The 16206-nt window shown below is 68.1% G+C and carries 16 protein-coding genes and 2 pseudogenes; 11 read left to right on the top strand and 7 right to left on the bottom strand.

Annotated elements, in window-relative coordinates; all coding sequences use genetic code 11:
- Nucleotides 1–133: 133 nt before the first annotated feature.
- Nucleotides 134–697 carry a group III truncated hemoglobin gene (locus AC1RQF_RS07105; protein ID WP_274002745.1) on the top strand — a complete coding sequence of 188 codons (564 nt, stop codon included), beginning with the start codon at nucleotides 134–136 and terminating at the stop codon, nucleotides 695–697.
- An 18-nt stretch (nucleotides 698–715) separates the two neighbouring features.
- On the opposite strand, the gene moaE is transcribed toward AC1RQF_RS07105, so the two are convergent.
- The 6 genes from moaE to AC1RQF_RS07075 form a co-directional block, all read right to left on the bottom strand.
- Entirely contained in the window at nucleotides 716–1198 is a 483-nt protein-coding gene (gene moaE, locus AC1RQF_RS07100) for a molybdopterin synthase catalytic subunit MoaE (protein ID WP_274002744.1), read from the bottom strand.
- A gap of 9 nt (nucleotides 1199–1207) precedes the next feature.
- A complete protein-coding gene (gene moaD / locus AC1RQF_RS07095; protein WP_274002743.1) occupies nucleotides 1208–1465 on the bottom strand; it encodes a molybdopterin converting factor subunit 1 in 258 nt (85 codons plus the stop codon).
- A 24-nt stretch (nucleotides 1466–1489) separates the two neighbouring features.
- Nucleotides 1490–2743: a molybdopterin molybdotransferase MoeA gene (locus tag AC1RQF_RS07090; protein WP_274002742.1), complete on the bottom strand. Its 1254-nt coding sequence runs from the start codon at nucleotides 2741–2743 to the stop codon at nucleotides 1490–1492.
- A gap of 128 nt (nucleotides 2744–2871) precedes the next feature.
- The gene (thrC, locus tag AC1RQF_RS07085; RefSeq protein WP_274002741.1) at nucleotides 2872–4323 is read right to left on the bottom strand and encodes a threonine synthase; all 1452 of its coding nucleotides are present in this window, start codon (nucleotides 4321–4323) and stop codon (nucleotides 2872–2874) included.
- A gap of 10 nt (nucleotides 4324–4333) precedes the next feature.
- Nucleotides 4334–5662: a homoserine dehydrogenase gene (locus AC1RQF_RS07080; protein WP_274002740.1), complete on the bottom strand. Its 1329-nt coding sequence runs from the start codon at nucleotides 5660–5662 to the stop codon at nucleotides 4334–4336.
- Between the two features lie 43 nt (nucleotides 5663–5705).
- The gene (locus tag AC1RQF_RS07075; protein WP_492871633.1) at nucleotides 5706–6944 is read right to left on the bottom strand and encodes a pyridoxal phosphate-dependent aminotransferase; all 1239 of its coding nucleotides are present in this window, start codon (nucleotides 6942–6944) and stop codon (nucleotides 5706–5708) included.
- Between the two features lie 318 nt (nucleotides 6945–7262).
- Here AC1RQF_RS07075 and AC1RQF_RS07070 point away from each other — a divergent pair, with 318 nt between their 5' ends.
- The 9 genes from AC1RQF_RS07070 to AC1RQF_RS07030 all read left to right on the top strand — a co-directional run bounded on the left by AC1RQF_RS07070 (nucleotide 7263) and on the right by AC1RQF_RS07030 (nucleotide 15571).
- Nucleotides 7263–7637, top strand: coding sequence for an Mth938-like domain-containing protein (locus AC1RQF_RS07070; protein WP_252986264.1), 375 nt, complete (start codon nucleotides 7263–7265; stop codon nucleotides 7635–7637).
- 99 nt (nucleotides 7638–7736) lie between these two features.
- Complete coding sequence (locus AC1RQF_RS07065; RefSeq protein WP_492871632.1) at nucleotides 7737–9422, top strand: glycosyltransferase family 39 protein; 1686 nt, start codon at nucleotides 7737–7739, stop codon at nucleotides 9420–9422.
- 16 nt (nucleotides 9423–9438) lie between these two features.
- Nucleotides 9439–9810 carry an SMR family transporter gene (locus tag AC1RQF_RS07060; RefSeq protein WP_274002733.1) on the top strand — a complete coding sequence of 124 codons (372 nt, stop codon included), beginning with the start codon at nucleotides 9439–9441 and terminating at the stop codon, nucleotides 9808–9810.
- Nucleotides 9811–9946: 136 nt separating this feature from the next.
- Nucleotides 9947–11098: a DegT/DnrJ/EryC1/StrS family aminotransferase gene (locus AC1RQF_RS07055; RefSeq protein ID WP_492871631.1), complete on the top strand. Its 1152-nt coding sequence runs from the start codon at nucleotides 9947–9949 to the stop codon at nucleotides 11096–11098.
- Nucleotides 11099–11106: 8 nt separating this feature from the next.
- On the top strand, nucleotides 11107–12126 hold the full coding sequence (locus AC1RQF_RS07050) for a glycosyltransferase (protein WP_274002730.1): 1020 nt from the start codon (nucleotides 11107–11109) through the stop codon (nucleotides 12124–12126).
- Complete coding sequence (locus tag AC1RQF_RS07045) at nucleotides 12123–13070, top strand: formyltransferase (protein WP_492871630.1); 948 nt, start codon at nucleotides 12123–12125, stop codon at nucleotides 13068–13070. The genes AC1RQF_RS07050 and AC1RQF_RS07045 overlap by 4 nt, the downstream gene beginning before the upstream one ends.
- On the top strand, nucleotides 13067–14122 hold the full coding sequence (locus AC1RQF_RS07040) for a bifunctional UDP-4-keto-pentose/UDP-xylose synthase (RefSeq protein WP_274002727.1): 1056 nt from the start codon (nucleotides 13067–13069) through the stop codon (nucleotides 14120–14122). The genes AC1RQF_RS07045 and AC1RQF_RS07040 overlap by 4 nt, the downstream gene beginning before the upstream one ends.
- A gap of 12 nt (nucleotides 14123–14134) precedes the next feature.
- Nucleotides 14135–15031 (top strand): polysaccharide deacetylase family protein, encoded by an 897-nt coding sequence (locus AC1RQF_RS07035; RefSeq protein ID WP_274002725.1) that lies wholly within the window; start codon nucleotides 14135–14137, stop codon nucleotides 15029–15031.
- Between the two features lie 78 nt (nucleotides 15032–15109).
- Entirely contained in the window at nucleotides 15110–15571 is a 462-nt protein-coding gene (locus AC1RQF_RS07030; RefSeq protein WP_492871629.1) for a peroxiredoxin, read from the top strand.
- A gap of 192 nt (nucleotides 15572–15763) precedes the next feature.
- On the opposite strand, the pseudogene AC1RQF_RS07025 reads toward AC1RQF_RS07030, so the two are convergent.
- Nucleotides 15764–16014 (bottom strand): annotated as a pseudogene (locus AC1RQF_RS07025) (hypothetical protein).
- Here AC1RQF_RS07025 and AC1RQF_RS07020 point away from each other — a divergent pair.
- Nucleotides 15898–16206, top strand: a pseudogene (locus tag AC1RQF_RS07020) (PhoH family protein); the annotation flags it as partial. The pseudogenes AC1RQF_RS07025 and AC1RQF_RS07020 sit on opposite strands and share 117 nt — an antisense overlap.

The following is a 16206-nucleotide window of genomic DNA, read 5'->3' as shown; positions in this document are numbered from 1 at the left end:
ACGCTGCCGGCATTGCCGATTCAACGGTCGCACCATAAGATGCGGCCTGACTGCACTTTATTGGGGGTGGCCGATCGCTATTGTGCGACAAAATCGCGCGCCCGTCCTGAGCCGCTACCCGGCCCTTTTTGACATGACTGCAACCCATTTCCCCGCCGACCGCTCCCCCGAACCACCGGCCAAGGCCGCGGCGCCCGATGAGGACAATATCCGCGCGCTCGTCCATACGTTCTACGAACGGGTGCGCGACGACGCGCTGCTCGGCCCCGTGTTCGACGCCAAGCTGGCGGGCCGCTGGGACCCGCATCTGGACAAGATGGTGACGTTCTGGACGAGCCTCGTGCTCGGCACCAAGGCGTATCGCGGCAACGTGCAAGCCGTGCACCAGCCGCTCGACGGCGTGGAGCCTGCGCATTTCAGCCGCTGGCTCGCGCTGTTCCTGAATACCGTCGAGGCGCGCTACGCGCCGGCGGCCGCGGTCCGCTTCATGGCGCCCGCGCTGCGGATCGCGCAAAGCCTGCAATTGAGCCGGTTCGGCTGGGACTACCGGATTCCGGCCGAGCAGCAGGCGCTGCTCGACCTGATCGCGCCGCCGCGCGCGGGCGACGCGCACGACGGCCACGATGCGCCGCGCCGGCCGCGCGGCGAGCCGTTTCCGGCGAAGTTCGTCGGCCGCGGCCCCGACGACGCCGACTGACGCGGCCCGGGCCGCGCTTCAGGCAGCCGGATCCGCGTTGCCGGACGCGACGCCCCAGCGCGCCAGCGCCGCATCGTCGCTGTCGCGCGCGTCGACCCAGCGTTCGCCGGCGGGCGTCATTTCCTTCTTCCAGAACGGCGCCTGCGTCTTCAGGTAATCCATCACGAATTCGCACGACGCGAACGCGTCTCCACGATGCGCCGCGACGGTCGCGACCAGCACGATCTGGTCGAGCGGCCGAAGCTTGCCGACCCGGTGCACGATCGCGACGTCGATCCCGGACCAGCGCGCGATCGCGTCGGCCGCGATCGTCTCGAGCGCCTTCTCCGTCATGCCCGGGTAATGCTCGAGTTCGAGCGTCTCGACGGCCGCGCCGTCGTTCAGGTCGCGCACCGTGCCCACGAAGCACGCGACCGCCCCCACCTTCGGATTGCGCGCGCGCAATGCCGCCAGCTCGGCGCCGACGTCGAAATCAGCGGTCTGGACCCGTACCGTCGCCATCGCGCCTCCTCACCCGCCCGTGACCGGCGGGAAAAACGCCACTTCACAGCCCTCGGTGAGGCGCGTGCCGGCGTCGGTCATCGTGTGGTTGCACGCCATCCGCAACGCGCGGCCGTCCGCGAGCGTCTCCGCCCACACGCCGCCGCGCGCGCGCAACCAGGCCCGCACGTCGCCCACGGTCGCGACGCCGTCCGGCACGTCGACCGACTCGGCCGCCACGCCCAGCGCCTCGCGCACGCTCGCAAAAAATCTCAGTTCGATATTCATCTCGTCACACACTCCGCCCGGCGCTCAGCCGAGCAGTTCAGAAAAAGGCAGGAAGCGCACGGTCTCGCCCGCGCTGATCGCATGGTTCGGCGGGTTGTCGATGAGGCCGTCGCCCCACACGGTCGAGGTCAGCACCGCGGAACTCTGGTTCGGGAACAGATCGAGGCCGCCCGCCGCGTTCACGCGCGCGCGCAGGAACTCGTTGCGGCGGTCGGCCTTGGCCTGCGTGAAATCGGCGCGCAGCGACAGCGCGCGCGGCGCGACCTCGGTCACGCCCGCGACGCGCAACAGGAACGGCCGCACGAACAGCAGGAAGGTCGCGAAGCTCGACACCGGATTGCCCGGCAGCCCGACGAACCACGCTTCGCCGTCGGCCGCGCCCGGGCCGCGCCGCACCGCGCCGAACGCGAGCGGCTTGCCCGGCTTCATCGCGATCTGCCACAGCGCGAGCCGCCCTTCCGCCTCGACGGCCGGCTTCACGTGATCCTCGTCGCCGACCGACACGCCGCCGCTCGTCACGATCAGGTCGTGCGCGCGCGCGGCCTCGCGCAGCGTCGCGCGGGTCGCGTCGAGCGCATCCGGCACGATGCCGTAGTCGGTCACCTCGCAGCCGAGCCGTTCGAGCAGCCCGCGCAGCGTGAAGCGGTTCGAGTTGTAGATCGCGCCGGGCCGCAACGGCTCGCCCGGCATCGTCAGCTCGTCGCCCGTGAAGAACACCGCGACCTTCACGCGCCGCGTCACCGCGAGCTGCGCGCAGCCGACCGACGCCGCGAGGCCGAGCGCCTGCGGCGTGAGGCGCACGCCCGCGGGCAGGATCACCGCGCCGCGCCGGATGTCCGCGCCCTGCGCCGTGATCCATTCGCCCGGCTTCGGTGTGTGCAGGATGTCGACCGCGTCGCCCGCGGGCGCCGTCTGCTCCTGCATCACGACGGCGTCCGCGCCCGGCGGCACGGTGGCGCCCGTGAACACGCGCGCGGCGGTGCCGGGCACGAGCGGCTCGGCCGGATGGCCGGCCGGGATCCGCTGCGACACCGGCAGGCGGCGCTCGCCGTGCATCAGGTCGGCGACCCGCACCGCATAGCCGTCCATCGCGCTCGTGTGCATCGGCGGCACGTCGAGCGGCGACACCACGTCGGCCGCGAGCACGCGGCCCAGCGCGTCGAGCGTCGCGACGGTTTCGGTTTCGGCGAGCGGGCGCGCCGCACCGAGCAGCGTCGCCAGCGCGTCGGCCGTCGACAGCATCGGCGCGCGCGGCGCCTGGGAAGTGGGTTCGGACATCGAGTGGGGAAATAAGGAAACGGATGCGCCATTGTAACGACGCCCCCGGGGTCGCGCGCGATCGGCGCGACCCCGGGGGCGTCGGCCCCGGGCCGCGCGGGCCCGGGCGGACAGGCGCGTCAGGCGCGTCAGGCGCCCGTATGGGCGGCGATGAAGGCCTTGACGGACTCCACCTGCGCGGGCACCACCTCGAAACGCTGCGGCAGCGCCTCGAGGCCGGCGAACGCGGCCGGACGCTCGGGCTCGCGCTGCAGCGCCTCGCGGATCGTTTCGCCGAATTTCACCGGCTGCGCGGTCTCGAGCACGATCATCGGCACGCCGGGCTGCAGGTGCGCGCGCGCGACCTTCAGGCCGTCGGCCGTATGCGTGTCGATCATCGCGCCGTAGCGCTCGAACACGTCGCGGATCGTCGCGAGGCGATCGGCATGGCTGCTGCTGCCCGACACGAAGCCGAACTCGCCGACCCGCGCGAAATCGCCGCTCGCGGCGAGGTCGAAGCCACCCTTTTCCTCGACGTCGCGGAACAGTTGCAGCACCCGCGCCGGATCGCGGCCGAGCAGGTCGAACACGAAGCGCTCGAAGTTCGAGGCCTTCGAAATGTCCATGCTCGGGCTGCTCGTGTGGTACGTGTGCGCCGCGCTGCGCACCCGGTAGGCGCCCGTGCGGAAGAATTCGTCGAGCACGTCGTTCTCATTGGTCGCGACCACGAGCTTCTCGATCGGCAGGCCCATCATGCGGGCGATATGGCCCGCGCAGACATTGCCGAAATTGCCCGACGGCACCGTGAACGACACCCGCTCGCCGTTGTGCGAGGTCGCCGCGAAGTAGCCCTTGAAATAGTAGACGACCTGCGCCACCACCCGCGCCCAGTTGATCGAGTTGACCGTGCCGATCTTGTGGCGCGCCTTGAACGCGTGATCGTTCGACACCGCCTTCACGATGTCCTGGCAGTCGTCGAATACGCCCTCGACCGCGAGGTTGAAGATGTTCGGATCCTGCAGGCTGTACATCTGCGCGGTCTGGAACGCGCTCATCTTGCGATGCGGCGACAGCATGAACACGCGCACCCCGGCCTTGCCCCGCATCGCGTACTCGGCCGCGCTGCCGGTGTCGCCCGAGGTCGCGCCGAGGATGTTGAGCGTCTCGCCCTGCTTCGCGAGCGCGTACTCGAACAGGTTGCCGAGCAGCTGCATCGCCATGTCCTTGAACGCGAGCGTCGGACCGTTCGACAGCTCGAGCAGCGCGACCGGCGCGCCGCCCTCGACGCCGAGCGACTTGAGCGGCGTGATGTCGGCCGCGTTCTCGCCGTGGCGCGTATGGCGGTACACGTCGGCCGTGTAGGTGCGGCGCGTGATCGCGCGCAGGTCGTCGGCCGGGATGTCGTCGCTGAACTTCGAGAGGATCTCGAACGCGAGATCCGCGTACGACAGCGCGCGCCAGCGCGCCAGCTCGTCGGCCGAGACGCGCGGGTAGTCGGCGGGCAAGTACAGGCCGCCGTCCTTCGCGAGGCCGCCGAGCAGGATGTCGGAGAACGTGTGGCGCTCGCCGATGCCGGCGCCGCGAGTGGAGAGGTAATTCATGTCGTCCGCCTCAGTTGAGTGCTTCCATGCGTAGCTTCGTGACCTTCGACACGACCGTCGACAGCGCCTCGATGCCCGCGATCGCCGCATTGACGTTGCGCTCGACCGTCTCGTGCGTGATCAGGATGATGTCGGTCTCGCCCTTCGCGGCGTCGACCTGCTCCGATTCCTTCTGCAGCAGCGCGTCGATCGAGATCCCCGACGCGGCGAGCAGGCGCGTGATGTCGGCGAGCACGCCCGTCTGGTCCGCGACGCGCAGGCGCAGGTAGTAGCCGCTCGTCACGTCCTCGATCGGCAGGATCGGCGTGTTCGACAGGCTTTCCGGCTGGAACGCGAGATGCGGCACGCGATGCTCCGGATCGGCCGTGTGCAGGCGCGTGACGTCGACCAGATCGGCCACCACGGCCGAGGCGGTGGGCTCGGCGCCCGCGCCCTTGCCATAGTAAAGCGTCGTGCCGACCGCGTCGCCGTGCACGACGACCGCGTTCATCGCGCCCTCGACGTTCGCGAGCAGGCGCTTCTCCGGAATCAGCGTCGGATGCACGCGCAGCTCGATGCCGCGCTCGGTGCGGCGCGTGATGCCGAGCAGCTTGATCCGGTAGCCGAGTTCCTCCGCGTAGCGGATGTCCGTCGCCGCGAGCTGGCTGATGCCCTCGACGTACGCGCGGTCGAACTGCACCGGCACGCCGAACGCGATCGCGCTCATGATGGTCGCCTTGTGCGCGGCGTCGACGCCCTCGATGTCGAAGGTCGGATCCGCCTCCGCATAGCCGAGCGCCTGCGCGGCCTTCAGCGCGGTCGCGAAATCGAGGCCGCGGTCGCGCATCTCGGACAGGATGTAGTTGGTCGTGCCGTTGATGATGCCCGCGATGTACTGGATGCGGTTCGCGGTGAGCCCTTCGCGCAGCGCCTTGATGATGGGGATGCCGCCCGCGACGGCCGCCTCGAACGCGACCATCACGCCGCGCGCGCTCGCCGCCGCGAAAATCTCGTTGCCGTGCACCGCGAGCAGCGCCTTGTTCGCGGTCACGACGTGCTTGCCGTTCGCGATCGCGCGCAGCACCAGCTCGCGCGCGAGCCCCGTGCCGCCGATCATCTCGGCGACGATCGCGATCGACGGATCGTCGACCACCGCGTTGAAGTCGTCGGTCAGCTGCGCCGCGCCGACGCTGCCGCCCGCGGCGGCGAGCGCCTTGGCCGGATTGCGGACAGCGATGCGCGTGACCTCGATGCCCCGTCCCGCGCGACGCTTGATTTCTTCCTGGTTGCGGCCCAGTACCGTGAAGGTGCCGCTGCCCACCGTGCCGAAGCCCAACAGGCCAACTTTGATCGGTTCCATGCTGCGTGTGATCTGTGATGAAAAAGGGAAAAACGCGTGCCGCTCAGGCCGCGTGACGTTTGCGATAGCCGTCGAGGAAGCGCGCGATCCGGTTGATCGAATCCGCCAGGTCCTCGAGGTTCGGCAGGAACACCACCCGGAAATGGTCCGGGGTCGGCCAGTTGAAGCCCGTGCCCTGCACGAGGAGCACGCGCTCCTTGAGCAGCAGGTCGAGAATGAATTGCTGGTCGTTCTCGATCGGATACAGCTTCGGGTCGAGACGCGGGAACATGTAGAGCGCGGCCTCCGGCTTCACGCACGACACGCCCGGAATCGCCGTGAGCATCTCGTAGGCCAGCTCGCGCTGCTTGTACAGGCGCCCGGACGGCACGATCAGCTCGTTGATGCTCTGGTAGCCGCCGAGCGCGGTCTGGACCGCGAACTGGCCGGGCACGTTCGCGCACAGCCGCATCGACGACAGGATCCCGAGCCCCTCCAGGTAGTCCTTCGCGCGCGCGCGGTTCGCGCCCGCGAGGCCCGACACGAACATCCAGCCGGCCCGGTAGCCGCACGAGCGATAGCTCTTCGACAGGCTGTTGAAGGTGACGATCACCACGTCCTCGGCGAGCGACGCGAGCGCCGTGTGCGACTTGCCGTCGTAGACGATCTTGTCGTACACCTCGTCCGCGAAGATCACGAGGCCGTGCTGGCGCGCGATCGCGACCAGCTCGCGCAGCAGCTCGTCGGAATAAAGCGCGCCCGTCGGATTGTTCGGATTGATCACGACGAGCGCCTTCGTGTTCGGCGTGATCTTGCGGCGGATGTCGTCGAGGTCCGGCATCCAGCGGTTCGACTCGTCGCACACGTAATGCACGGGCGTGCCGCCCGACAGGCTCACCGCCGCGGTCCACAGCGGATAGTCGGGCGCCGGCAGCAGCACTTCGTCGCCGTCGTTCAGCAGGCCCTGGGTCGCCATCACGATCAGCTCGGACGCGCCGTTGCCGATGTAGATGTCGTCCAGCTCCACGCCCTTCACGCCCTTTTGCTGCGTGTAGTGCATGACCGCCTTGCGCGCCGCGAACACGCCCTTCGAGTCGGAATAGCCGGACGCGCCCGGCAGGTTGCGGATCATGTCCTGGATGATTTCGTCGGGCGCTTCGAAGCCGAACGGGGCCAGATTGCCGATGTTCAGCTTGATGATGCGGTGCCCCTCGTCTTCGAGGCGCTTCGCGTGCTCGAGCACCGGGCCACGAATGTCGTAGCACACGTTGAGCAGCTTGTTCGATTTCTGAATCGGTTTCACGGCGGACATGTTCCTGGATAACGCCTGCGGGCCTGGGGGGACGGGGATCGAGACTGGAAAGCGGCCGGTCGTGCACGCTGCCTAGGACAGATCTGAAGCGGTGTTCGCGCGCGACTTGTGGCGGCGCACGAGACAATCGCCGCCCGGGGGCGGCTAAAAAGCTATAATTTAGCGGATTTTGGCTGACTTTCGCAATGCACCATTCCGGGTCAGGCTCTCGCGCCGGCCCGACCGGCCGGGGGCCGGCGCGTTGCGGAAGCCGCCCGGGCCCGTTACCGGGCCTCTTGTCAGTCCCTTTCGGAATCGCGGAACACCAATTTGAAACTGCACCAGGATACGAGCGCCGCGCTCAATACCGTCACCGGCTATGGCCCCGATTACGTCGAGATCAACCTCGCACGCCACGACGGCAGCGTGATCGTGCTGCCCAGCGGGCCCGTGATCGCGTGGCCGGTCGCGTCCTTCGACGCGCTGTCGGCCGAACATTTCGAACTGCTGGTGGCCCCCGCGCCCGAAGTGGTCATCTTCGGTAGCGGCGCGACGCTGCGCTTCCCGCACCCGCGCCTCACCGCCCAGCTGACCGCACGGCGGATCGGCGTCGAAACCATGGACTTCCAGGCCGCCTGCCGGACCTACAACATCCTGATGGCGGAAGGCCGCAAGGTGGCGGCCGCGTTGCTGATTGAACGCTGACCCGGCCCTTCCGGTCACACGCTCCGGCCCGCTCGCGGGCCCGCGGGTCGCGCGCTGCGCCGCCCGCGACTTCCCTACTCCGATCTACAGGCTATTTTCATGAACGATACGCCGTCGAGGCTACCGCTCAACCGCGCCGCGCTGCTGCTCCTGCTCGCCGCGCTCGCCGTCATCTGGTTCGCGCCGCTCGGCCTGCGCCACCTGATTCCCAGCGACGAAGGCCGCTACGCCGAAATGGCGCGCGAAATGTTCGCGACGGGCGACTGGATCACGCCGCGCTACAACGGCTACAAGTACTTCGAAAAGCCGCCGCTGCAGACCTGGCTGAACGCGCTGACCTTCGCCTGGTTCGGCCTCGGTGAATGGCAGGCGCGCCTGTACACGGCGCTCGCGAGCTTCGCGGGCGTGCTGGTGGTCGGCTACACCGGCGCGCGAGTGTTCAATCCGCTCGCCGGCTTCTGCGCCGCGATGGTGCTCGCGACCGCGCCGTACTGGAACCTGATGGGCCACTTCAACGCGCTCGACATGGGCCTGTCGTTCTGGATGGCGCTCTCGCTGTGCGCGCTGCTGCTCGCGCAGCGGCCCGCCCTGCCGGCGCGCGCCGCGCGCGGCTGGATGTGGCTCTGCTGGGCGGCGATGGCCTTCGCCGTGCTGTCGAAGGGGCTCGTCGGGCTGATCCTGCCCGGCGCGGTGCTGGTGCTGTACACGCTCGTCACGCGCGACTGGGCGCTGTGGAAACGCCTGTACCTCGTGAGCGGCCTCGTGATCTTCTTCGCGATCGTGACGCCGTGGTTCGTGCTGGTCCAGCAGCGCAACCCCGAGTTCTTCAATTTCTTCTTCATCGTCCAGCAGTTCCGCCGCTACCTGACGCCCGAACAGAACCGCCCCGGCCCGTTCTACTACTTCGTGCCCGTGCTTCTCGTCGGCTTCCTGCCGTGGCTGTCGATCAGCTTTCAGAGCCTGCGCCATGCGCTGCGGATGCCGCGCCAGCCGAACGGCTTCGCGCCGATGACCCTGCTGCTGATCTGGAGCGCCTTCATCTTCCTGTTCTTCAGCGCATCGCACTCGAAGCTGATCTCGTACGTGCTGCCCGTCGCGCCCGCGCTCGCGCTCGTGATCGGCGCGTACCTGCCGCTCGTGACCCGCGAACAGTTCCGCCGCCACCTGCTCGGCTACCTGCTGTTCCTCGTCGCGGCCGCCGTCGGCACGCTCTCGCTCGGCCACCTCGGCGACCCGCGCACGCCGAACTTCCAGTACGTCGCGTTCCAGAAATGGGTGTATGCGGCGCTCGTCGTCGCGTTCGCGCTGACGCTGGTCGCAGTCCGCCTGAACCGCCTCGGCCGCGCCGGCGTCGTCGCCGCGGCCACCGCGTTCGGCGCGGGCTGGCTGCTGCTCGGCACGATCGGCGGCACCGGCCACGACCAGTTCGGCCGCTACAGCTCGGGCGCCCTCATCGCGCCCGCGATCCGCGCGGAACTGGCGAAGCTGCCGCCCGACACGCCGTTCTATTCGGTCGAGGCGCTCGATCACACGCTGCCGTTCTACGTGCGTCACACGACCATCATGGTCGCGCGCGAGGACGAGCTGTCGTTCGGCATCTCGGTCGAGCCGAGCAAGTGGATCCCCACCGTCGACCAGTGGATCGAACGCTGGAAGGCCGACCGCTACGCGCTCGCGCTGATGTCGCCCGAACGCTACCGGCAGCTCGCCGGACAAGGCCTGCCAATGCAGGTGATCGCCCAGGACAACCGGCGCGTCGTCGTCGCGAAGCCGCAACAACCGTAAGCGAGGCCCGATCACCATGAACCCGGTTTCCCTCATCTGCATCGTCACCGGCGTGATGCTCAACGCGTGCGCGCAACTGCTGCTGAAGGCAGGCGTGAACGCGGTTGGACACTTCGAATTCACCCGTGCGAACATTATCCCCGTCGGCTTCAAGATCGCGACCCAGCTGCCGATCATCGGCGGCCTCGCCTGCTACGTGCTGAGCGTCGTGGTCTGGATCGTCGGCTTGTCCCGCGTGGACGTATCGATCGCCTACCCGATGCTGTCGCTCGGTTATGTCGTCAACGCCTTCGCCGCCTGGTATCTGTTCGGCGAGGTGCTGTCGGTGCAGCGCCTGGTCGGCATCGGCATCATCCTGATCGGCGTGCTGGTGCTCGCGCGCAGCTGACGCCGCGGGCCGCGCCGGCCGCCCGCCAACCGACAAAAAGAGACGTAGCATTTGCGTCAACCGGTGTTAAATGCGCGTTTCGGGCGCCCGTCCGATCCGTCCCTTTAACGCCATCACGATCACGAGCCAGGACTCCATGAGCCAGACCACCGTTCCGTTTTTGCCGTTCGTCAAACCCGAGATCGACGAAGAGACCATCCAGGGCGTCGCCGAAGTGCTGCGTTCGGGCTGGATCACCACCGGCCCGCAGTGCGCCGCCTTCGAGGCCGCGCTGTCCGACTACGTCGGCGGCCGTCCGGTGCGGGTCTTCAACTCGGGCACCGCGACGCTCGAGATCGGCCTGCGGATCGCGGGCGTCGGCCCGGGCGACGAGGTGATCACGACCCCGGCGTCGTGGGTCGCCACCGCCAACGTGATCCTCGAGACCGGCGCGACGCCCGTCTTCGTCGACATCGACCCGGTCACGCGCAATCTCGACCTCGACCTGCTCGAACGGGCGATCACGCCGCGCACCAAGGCCGTGATCCCGGTCTATCTCGCGGGCCTGCCGGTCGACATGGACCGCCTGTACGCGATCGCGCGCGCGCACCAGCTGCGCGTGATCGAGGATGCCGCGCAGGCGCTCGGCGCGACCTGGAAGGGCCGCCGCATCGGCGCGTTGGGCGACATCGTGTCGTTCAGCTTCCATCCGAACAAGAACCTGACCTCGATCGAAGGCGGCGCGCTCGTGCTGAACGACGCGGACGAGGCCCGCCTCGCGGAGAAGTACCGGCTGCAGGGCATCACCCGCACCGGTCCCGACGGCATGGACTGCGACGTGCTCGGCGGCAAGTACAATCTCACCGACGTCGCCGCCCGGGTCGGGCTCGGCCAGCTGCCGCACCTCGAACGCTTCAACGCGCAGCGCCGCGTGCTCGCGCGCGCGTATTTCGACGCGTTCGCCGGCGGCAGCGCGCTCGGGCTCGGCGTCGGCCTGCCGGTCGAGGATTTCGAGCACGGCAACTGGCACATGTTCCAGATCACGCTGCCGCTCGAACGCCTGTCGATCACGCGCGGCGAATTCATGGCGCAGCTGAAGCAACGCGGGATCGGCTCGGGCATGCACTACCCGGCGATCCACCTGTTTACGCTGTACCGCGCGCTCGGTTTCAAGGAAGGCATGTTCCCGCACGCCGAGCGCTTCGGCGCGAGCACCGTCACGCTGCCGCTGTTCACTCAGATGAACGGCGACGATGTGCGGCGCGTGGTCGAGGCCGTCAACCAGATTTGCGATCAATACGGAAAATAAGCGGAAATATGAGTCAGCTTGAAGCACGCGCCGGACAACCGGGCGCGGCGAACCCCGAAGTCTCGGTCGTCATCCCCGTGTACAACGAGGAAGACGGCCTCGCCGCGCTCTTCGCGCGCCTGTACCCGGCGCTCGACGCGCTCGGCACCGCCTACGAAGTGATCCTCGTCAACGACGGCAGCCGCGACCGCTCGGCCGCCATGTTGGCGGACCAGTTCCGGGTGCGTCCCGACACCACGCGCGTCGTGTTGCTGAACGGCAATTACGGCCAGCACATGGCGATCCTCGCCGGCTTCGAGCAGTCGCGCGGCGATATCGTCGTGACGCTCGACGCCGACCTGCAGAATCCGCCCGAGGAAATCCGCAAGCTGGTCGAACAGATCCGCGCCGGCCACGACTACGTCGGCTCGATCCGCATGCAGCGCCAGGACAGCCTGTTCCGCCGCAAGGCGTCGGCCGCGATGAACCGGCTGCGCGAACGCATCACGCGGATCAAGATGACCGACCAGGGCTGCATGCTGCGCGCGTACAGCCGCCACGTGATCGACACGATCAACCGCTGCGGCGAGGTGAACACCTTCATCCCGGCGCTCGCGTACACGTTCGCGCAGAACCCGACGGAAATCGAGGTCGCGCACGAGGAACGCTTCGCGGGCGAATCGAAGTACTCGATGTACAGCCTGATCCGCCTCAACTTCGACCTCGTGACCGGCTTCTCGGTCGTGCCGCTGCAATGGCTGTCGTTCATCGGCGTGATCTTGTCGCTCGGCTCCGCCGCGCTGTTCGTGCTGCTGCTCGTGCGCCGCTTCATCGTCGGGGCGGAAGTCCAGGGCGTCTTCACGCTGTTCGCGATCACGTTCTTCCTGCTCGGCGTGATCATCTTCGCGCTCGGCCTGCTCGGCGAATACATCGGCCGCATCTACCAGCAGGTGCGCGCGCGGCCGCGCTACCTGATCCAGACCGTGCTGGAAACACGCGACGGCCAGCCCGGCGTCACGCTGCCCGGCCGCCGGGATCTCGCGCAATGAAACCGCGCGCCGTCGTCTTCGCGTACCACAACGTCGGGGTCCGCTGCCTGCAGGTGCTGCTCGCGCGCGGCGTCGAGGTCTCGCTCGTCGTCACCCACGAGGACAGCCCGACCGAGAACATCTGGTTCGGCAGCGTCGCGTCGCTCGCGGCCGAGCACGGGATCCCCGTGATCACGCCCGCCGATCCGCGCGACCCCGCGCTGCGCGACGCGGTCGCGGCCGCGCGGCCGGACTTCATCTTCTCGTTCTACTACCGGCACATGCTGCCGCTCGCGCTGCTCGCGCTCGCGCCGCGCGGCGCCTACAACATGCACGGCTCGCTGCTGCCGAAGTATCGCGGCCGCGTGCCGACCAACTGGGCGGTGCTGAACGGCGAGACCGAAACCGGCGCGACCCTGCACGAGATGGCCGAGAAGCCGGACGCGGGCGCGCTGCTCGGCCAGACGGCCGTGCCGATCCTGCCCGACGACACCGCCGCGCAGGTCTTCGACAAGGTCACCGTCGCGGCCGAACAGACGCTCTGGCGCGTGCTGCCCGCGCTGCTCGCCAGCGAGGCGCCACACCTGCCGAACGACCTGTCGCAGGGCAGCTACTACGGCGGGCGCAAGCCCGAGGACGGGCGGATCGACTGGTCGCAGCCGGCCGCGCGCGTCTACAACCTGATCCGGGCGGTCGCGCCCCCTTATCCGGGCGCGTTTACCGACCTGCACGGCAGCCGTTTCGTGATCGCCCGGGCCCGGCTCGCGGCGCCCGGCTCACCCGCCGCGCGGGCCGCGGCCGATTTGCCGGCGGGCCTGCACGTAAGCGATAATGCGCTATTCGGCGTTTGCGGCGACAGCCGCGCCGTCTCCATTCTGGAACTGCGGCACGCGCGCGACGACGGCGAGGCCGTCGTATCCCCCGCGGCGTTCGCGCAGTTCATTCACTCTTCCCGTCATTCATGAAAGCGAAAAAAGTCCTGATCCTGGGTGTGAACGGCTTCATCGGCCACCACCTGTCGAAGCGCATCCTCGAGACCACCGATTGGGAAGTCTTCGGCATGGACATGCAGACCGACCGGCTCGGCGACCTCGTCAAGCACGAACGCATGCATTTCTTCGAGGGTGACATCACGATCAACAAGGAGTGGGTCGAGTATCACGTGAAGAAGTGCGACGTGATCCTGCCGCTGGTCGCGATCGCGACGCCCGCGACCTACGTGCAGCAGCCGCTGCGCGTGTTCGAGCTCGACTTCGAGGCGAACCTGCCGATCGTGCGTTCGGCCGTCAAGTACGGCAAGCACCTGGTGTTCCCGTCGACCTCCGAGGTCTACGGCATGTGCGCGGACGAGCAGTTCGACCCGGATGCCTCCGCCCTCACCTACGGCCCGATCAACAAGCCGCGCTGGATCTACGCGTGCTCGAAGCAGTTGATGGACCGCGTGATCTGGGGCTACGGCATGGAAGGCCTGAACTTCACGCTGTTCCGCCCGTTCAACTGGATCGGCCCGGGCCTCGACTCGATCTACACGCCGAAGGAAGGCAGCTCGCGCGTGGTGACGCAGTTCCTCGGCCACATCGTGCGCGGCGAGAACATCAGCCTCGTCGACGGCGGCTCGCAAAAGCGCGCGTTCACCGATATCGACGACGGCATCAGCGCGCTGATGAAGATCATCGACAACGCGAACGGCGTCGCGTCGGGCAAGATCTACAACATCGGCAACCCGGGCAACAACTACTCGGTGCGCGAACTCGCGCACAAGATGCTCGAACTGGCCGCCGAATATCCCGAGTACGCCGACTCCGCGAAGCACGTGAAGCTCGTCGAGACCACCTCGGGCGCCTACTACGGCAACGGCTACCAGGACGTGCAGAACCGCGTGCCGAAGATCGAGAACACGATGCAGGAACTCGGCTGGGCGCCGCAGTCGTCGTTCGACGACGCGCTGCGCAAGATCTTCGAAGCGTACCGCGGCCACGTCGGCGAAGCACGCGCGCTCGTCGAGCAGCAAGGCTGAGGACCGCCCCGCTTGGCCCGCATCGTTCTCAAGATCGACGTCGACACGCTGCGCGGCACCCGCGAAGGCGTGCCGAACCTCGCCCGCATCTTCGACCGCTACGCCGCCCGCGCGACCTTCCTGTTCAGCCTCGGCCCGGATCACACCGGCTGGGCGATGCGGCGGGTGCTGCGGCCGGGCTTCCTGAAGAAAGTCTCACGCACCTCGGTGGTCGAGCACTACGGCATCAAGCAGCTGATGTACGGCGTGCTGCTGCCGGGTCCTGACATCGGCCGGCGCGCGCGCGCGGACATGCGCGCGATCCACGAGGCCGGCTTCGAGTGCGGCATCCACACCTGGGACCACGTGTACTGGCAGGACAACGTCCGGCACCGTCCGCCCGAGTGGACCGCGCGCGAGATGCAGAAAAGCCACGCGCGCTTCGTCGACATCTTCGGCGCGCCGCCCGTCACCCACGGCGCGGCCGGCTGGCAGATGAACGACGCGGCGTTCGAGCAGATCGACGCGTGGGGCATGCGCTACGCCTCCGACGGGCGCGGCCACTCGCCGTACCTGCCGGTGGTCGGCGGCCGCACGCTCGGTCACGTGCAGATGCCGACCACGCTGCCGACGCTCGACGAAGTGCTCGGCATCGACGGCATCGACACCGGCAACGTCGCCGCCCACCTGTTGAAGCACACCGAGCGCAATCCGCACGACCAGGTCTTCACGCTGCACGCGGAGCTGGAAGGGCAGAAGCTCGCGCCGGTGTTCGAGCAGCTGCTCGCCGGCTGGCGCGCGCAAGGCCACACGTTCGCCACGATGGGCGACTACCATGCGACGCTGGACCGCGCCACGCTGCCATCGTACCCTGTCGTATGGGGCGAGATCCCCGGCCGCTCCGGCGAGCTGATCGTCCAGCCCGACTAGGTCGGGCCGCGGGCCGGCCGCCTCGGCCGGCCCTCGCCTGGCGCGTCCGCGCCGTTTCCATAACAACAGGAGAATCACGTGTCCGTCGAAGTCGACCGTCAAGTTCCCGATTTCACCGCGCCGGCCACGGGCGGCGATTTTTCGCTGTCCGGACTGAACGGCAAGAAGCTCGTGCTGTATTTCTATCCGAAGGACAACACGCCCGGCTGCACGACCGAAGGCCTGCAGTTCCGCGATCTCTATCCGAAGTTCAAGAAGGCCGGCGCCGAAGTGGTCGGCGTGTCGCGCGACAGCCTGCGCTCGCACGAGAACTTCAAGGCCAAGCTCGAACTGCCGTTCCCGCTGATTTCCGATCCCGACGAGACGCTGTGCGCGCTCTTCGATGTCATGAAATTGAAGAAAATGTATGGCAAGGAAGTGCGCGGCATCGAGCGCTCGACCTTCCTGATCGACGCCGACGGAGTCCTGCGCCAGGCATGGCGTGGCGTGAAAGTACCAGGTCATGTCGACGACGTGCTGAGTGCTGTACAAGCGCTTTGAGCCGCGCTATATTGGGCTTCAATGAATGCCAGTCCGCACCATTTTTCTCGTAGCTGCGCCGGTGGTCGAAGCAACGCAGGTTCGCATCTGACGCGCAGCACGACGGTTGAAGCCGAGCCGCTCGCCCCGTTCGGGGCAGCGGCTTTTTTCATGGTTTTCGCGCCGGGCGCCCTTGCCTGGCGGTCCATCCCGTCAAGGAGCTGACCGAAATCTAGGCGAACCGGCGTTTCGAAACCCCAGGTGCGCCACTGCGCGCAAACTGCCCCCGCGGGCAGGATGCGATCGGCGGCGCACTCCATGCGACACGATTCCTCCCGAGGGACACCATGCCTTTGCCTACTCCCCCCAGCAAGCTCGGCAGTCTGCTGCCACCCGACGACTACAAGGCGAAAGCGCGGCCCGCGAAAGCCGCCAAATCGGCCGCCGCAGGGGATCCCGCGCAGGCGTCCGAATTCGGCGCGGCAAGCGTCGCCGACCCGATGGCGCCCGCCGCCAACACCGCCGCGCCGCTGCGCTCGGTCGCCGCGCCCGAGGCCGCCGAGCCCGCGCCGCGCGCCCGCAAGTCCCGCCAGACCGCGGCGCTGCTGCTGTCTCTTTTCCCCATCTCCCAGCCCACGCGACATACATATTCATCT

The sequence above is a fragment of the Burkholderia sp. GW821-FHT14F03 genome, assembly GCF_058803765.1.
Note: the sequence above shows the minus strand (reverse complement) of the source record. Positions and strands in the feature narration are given on the sequence as shown.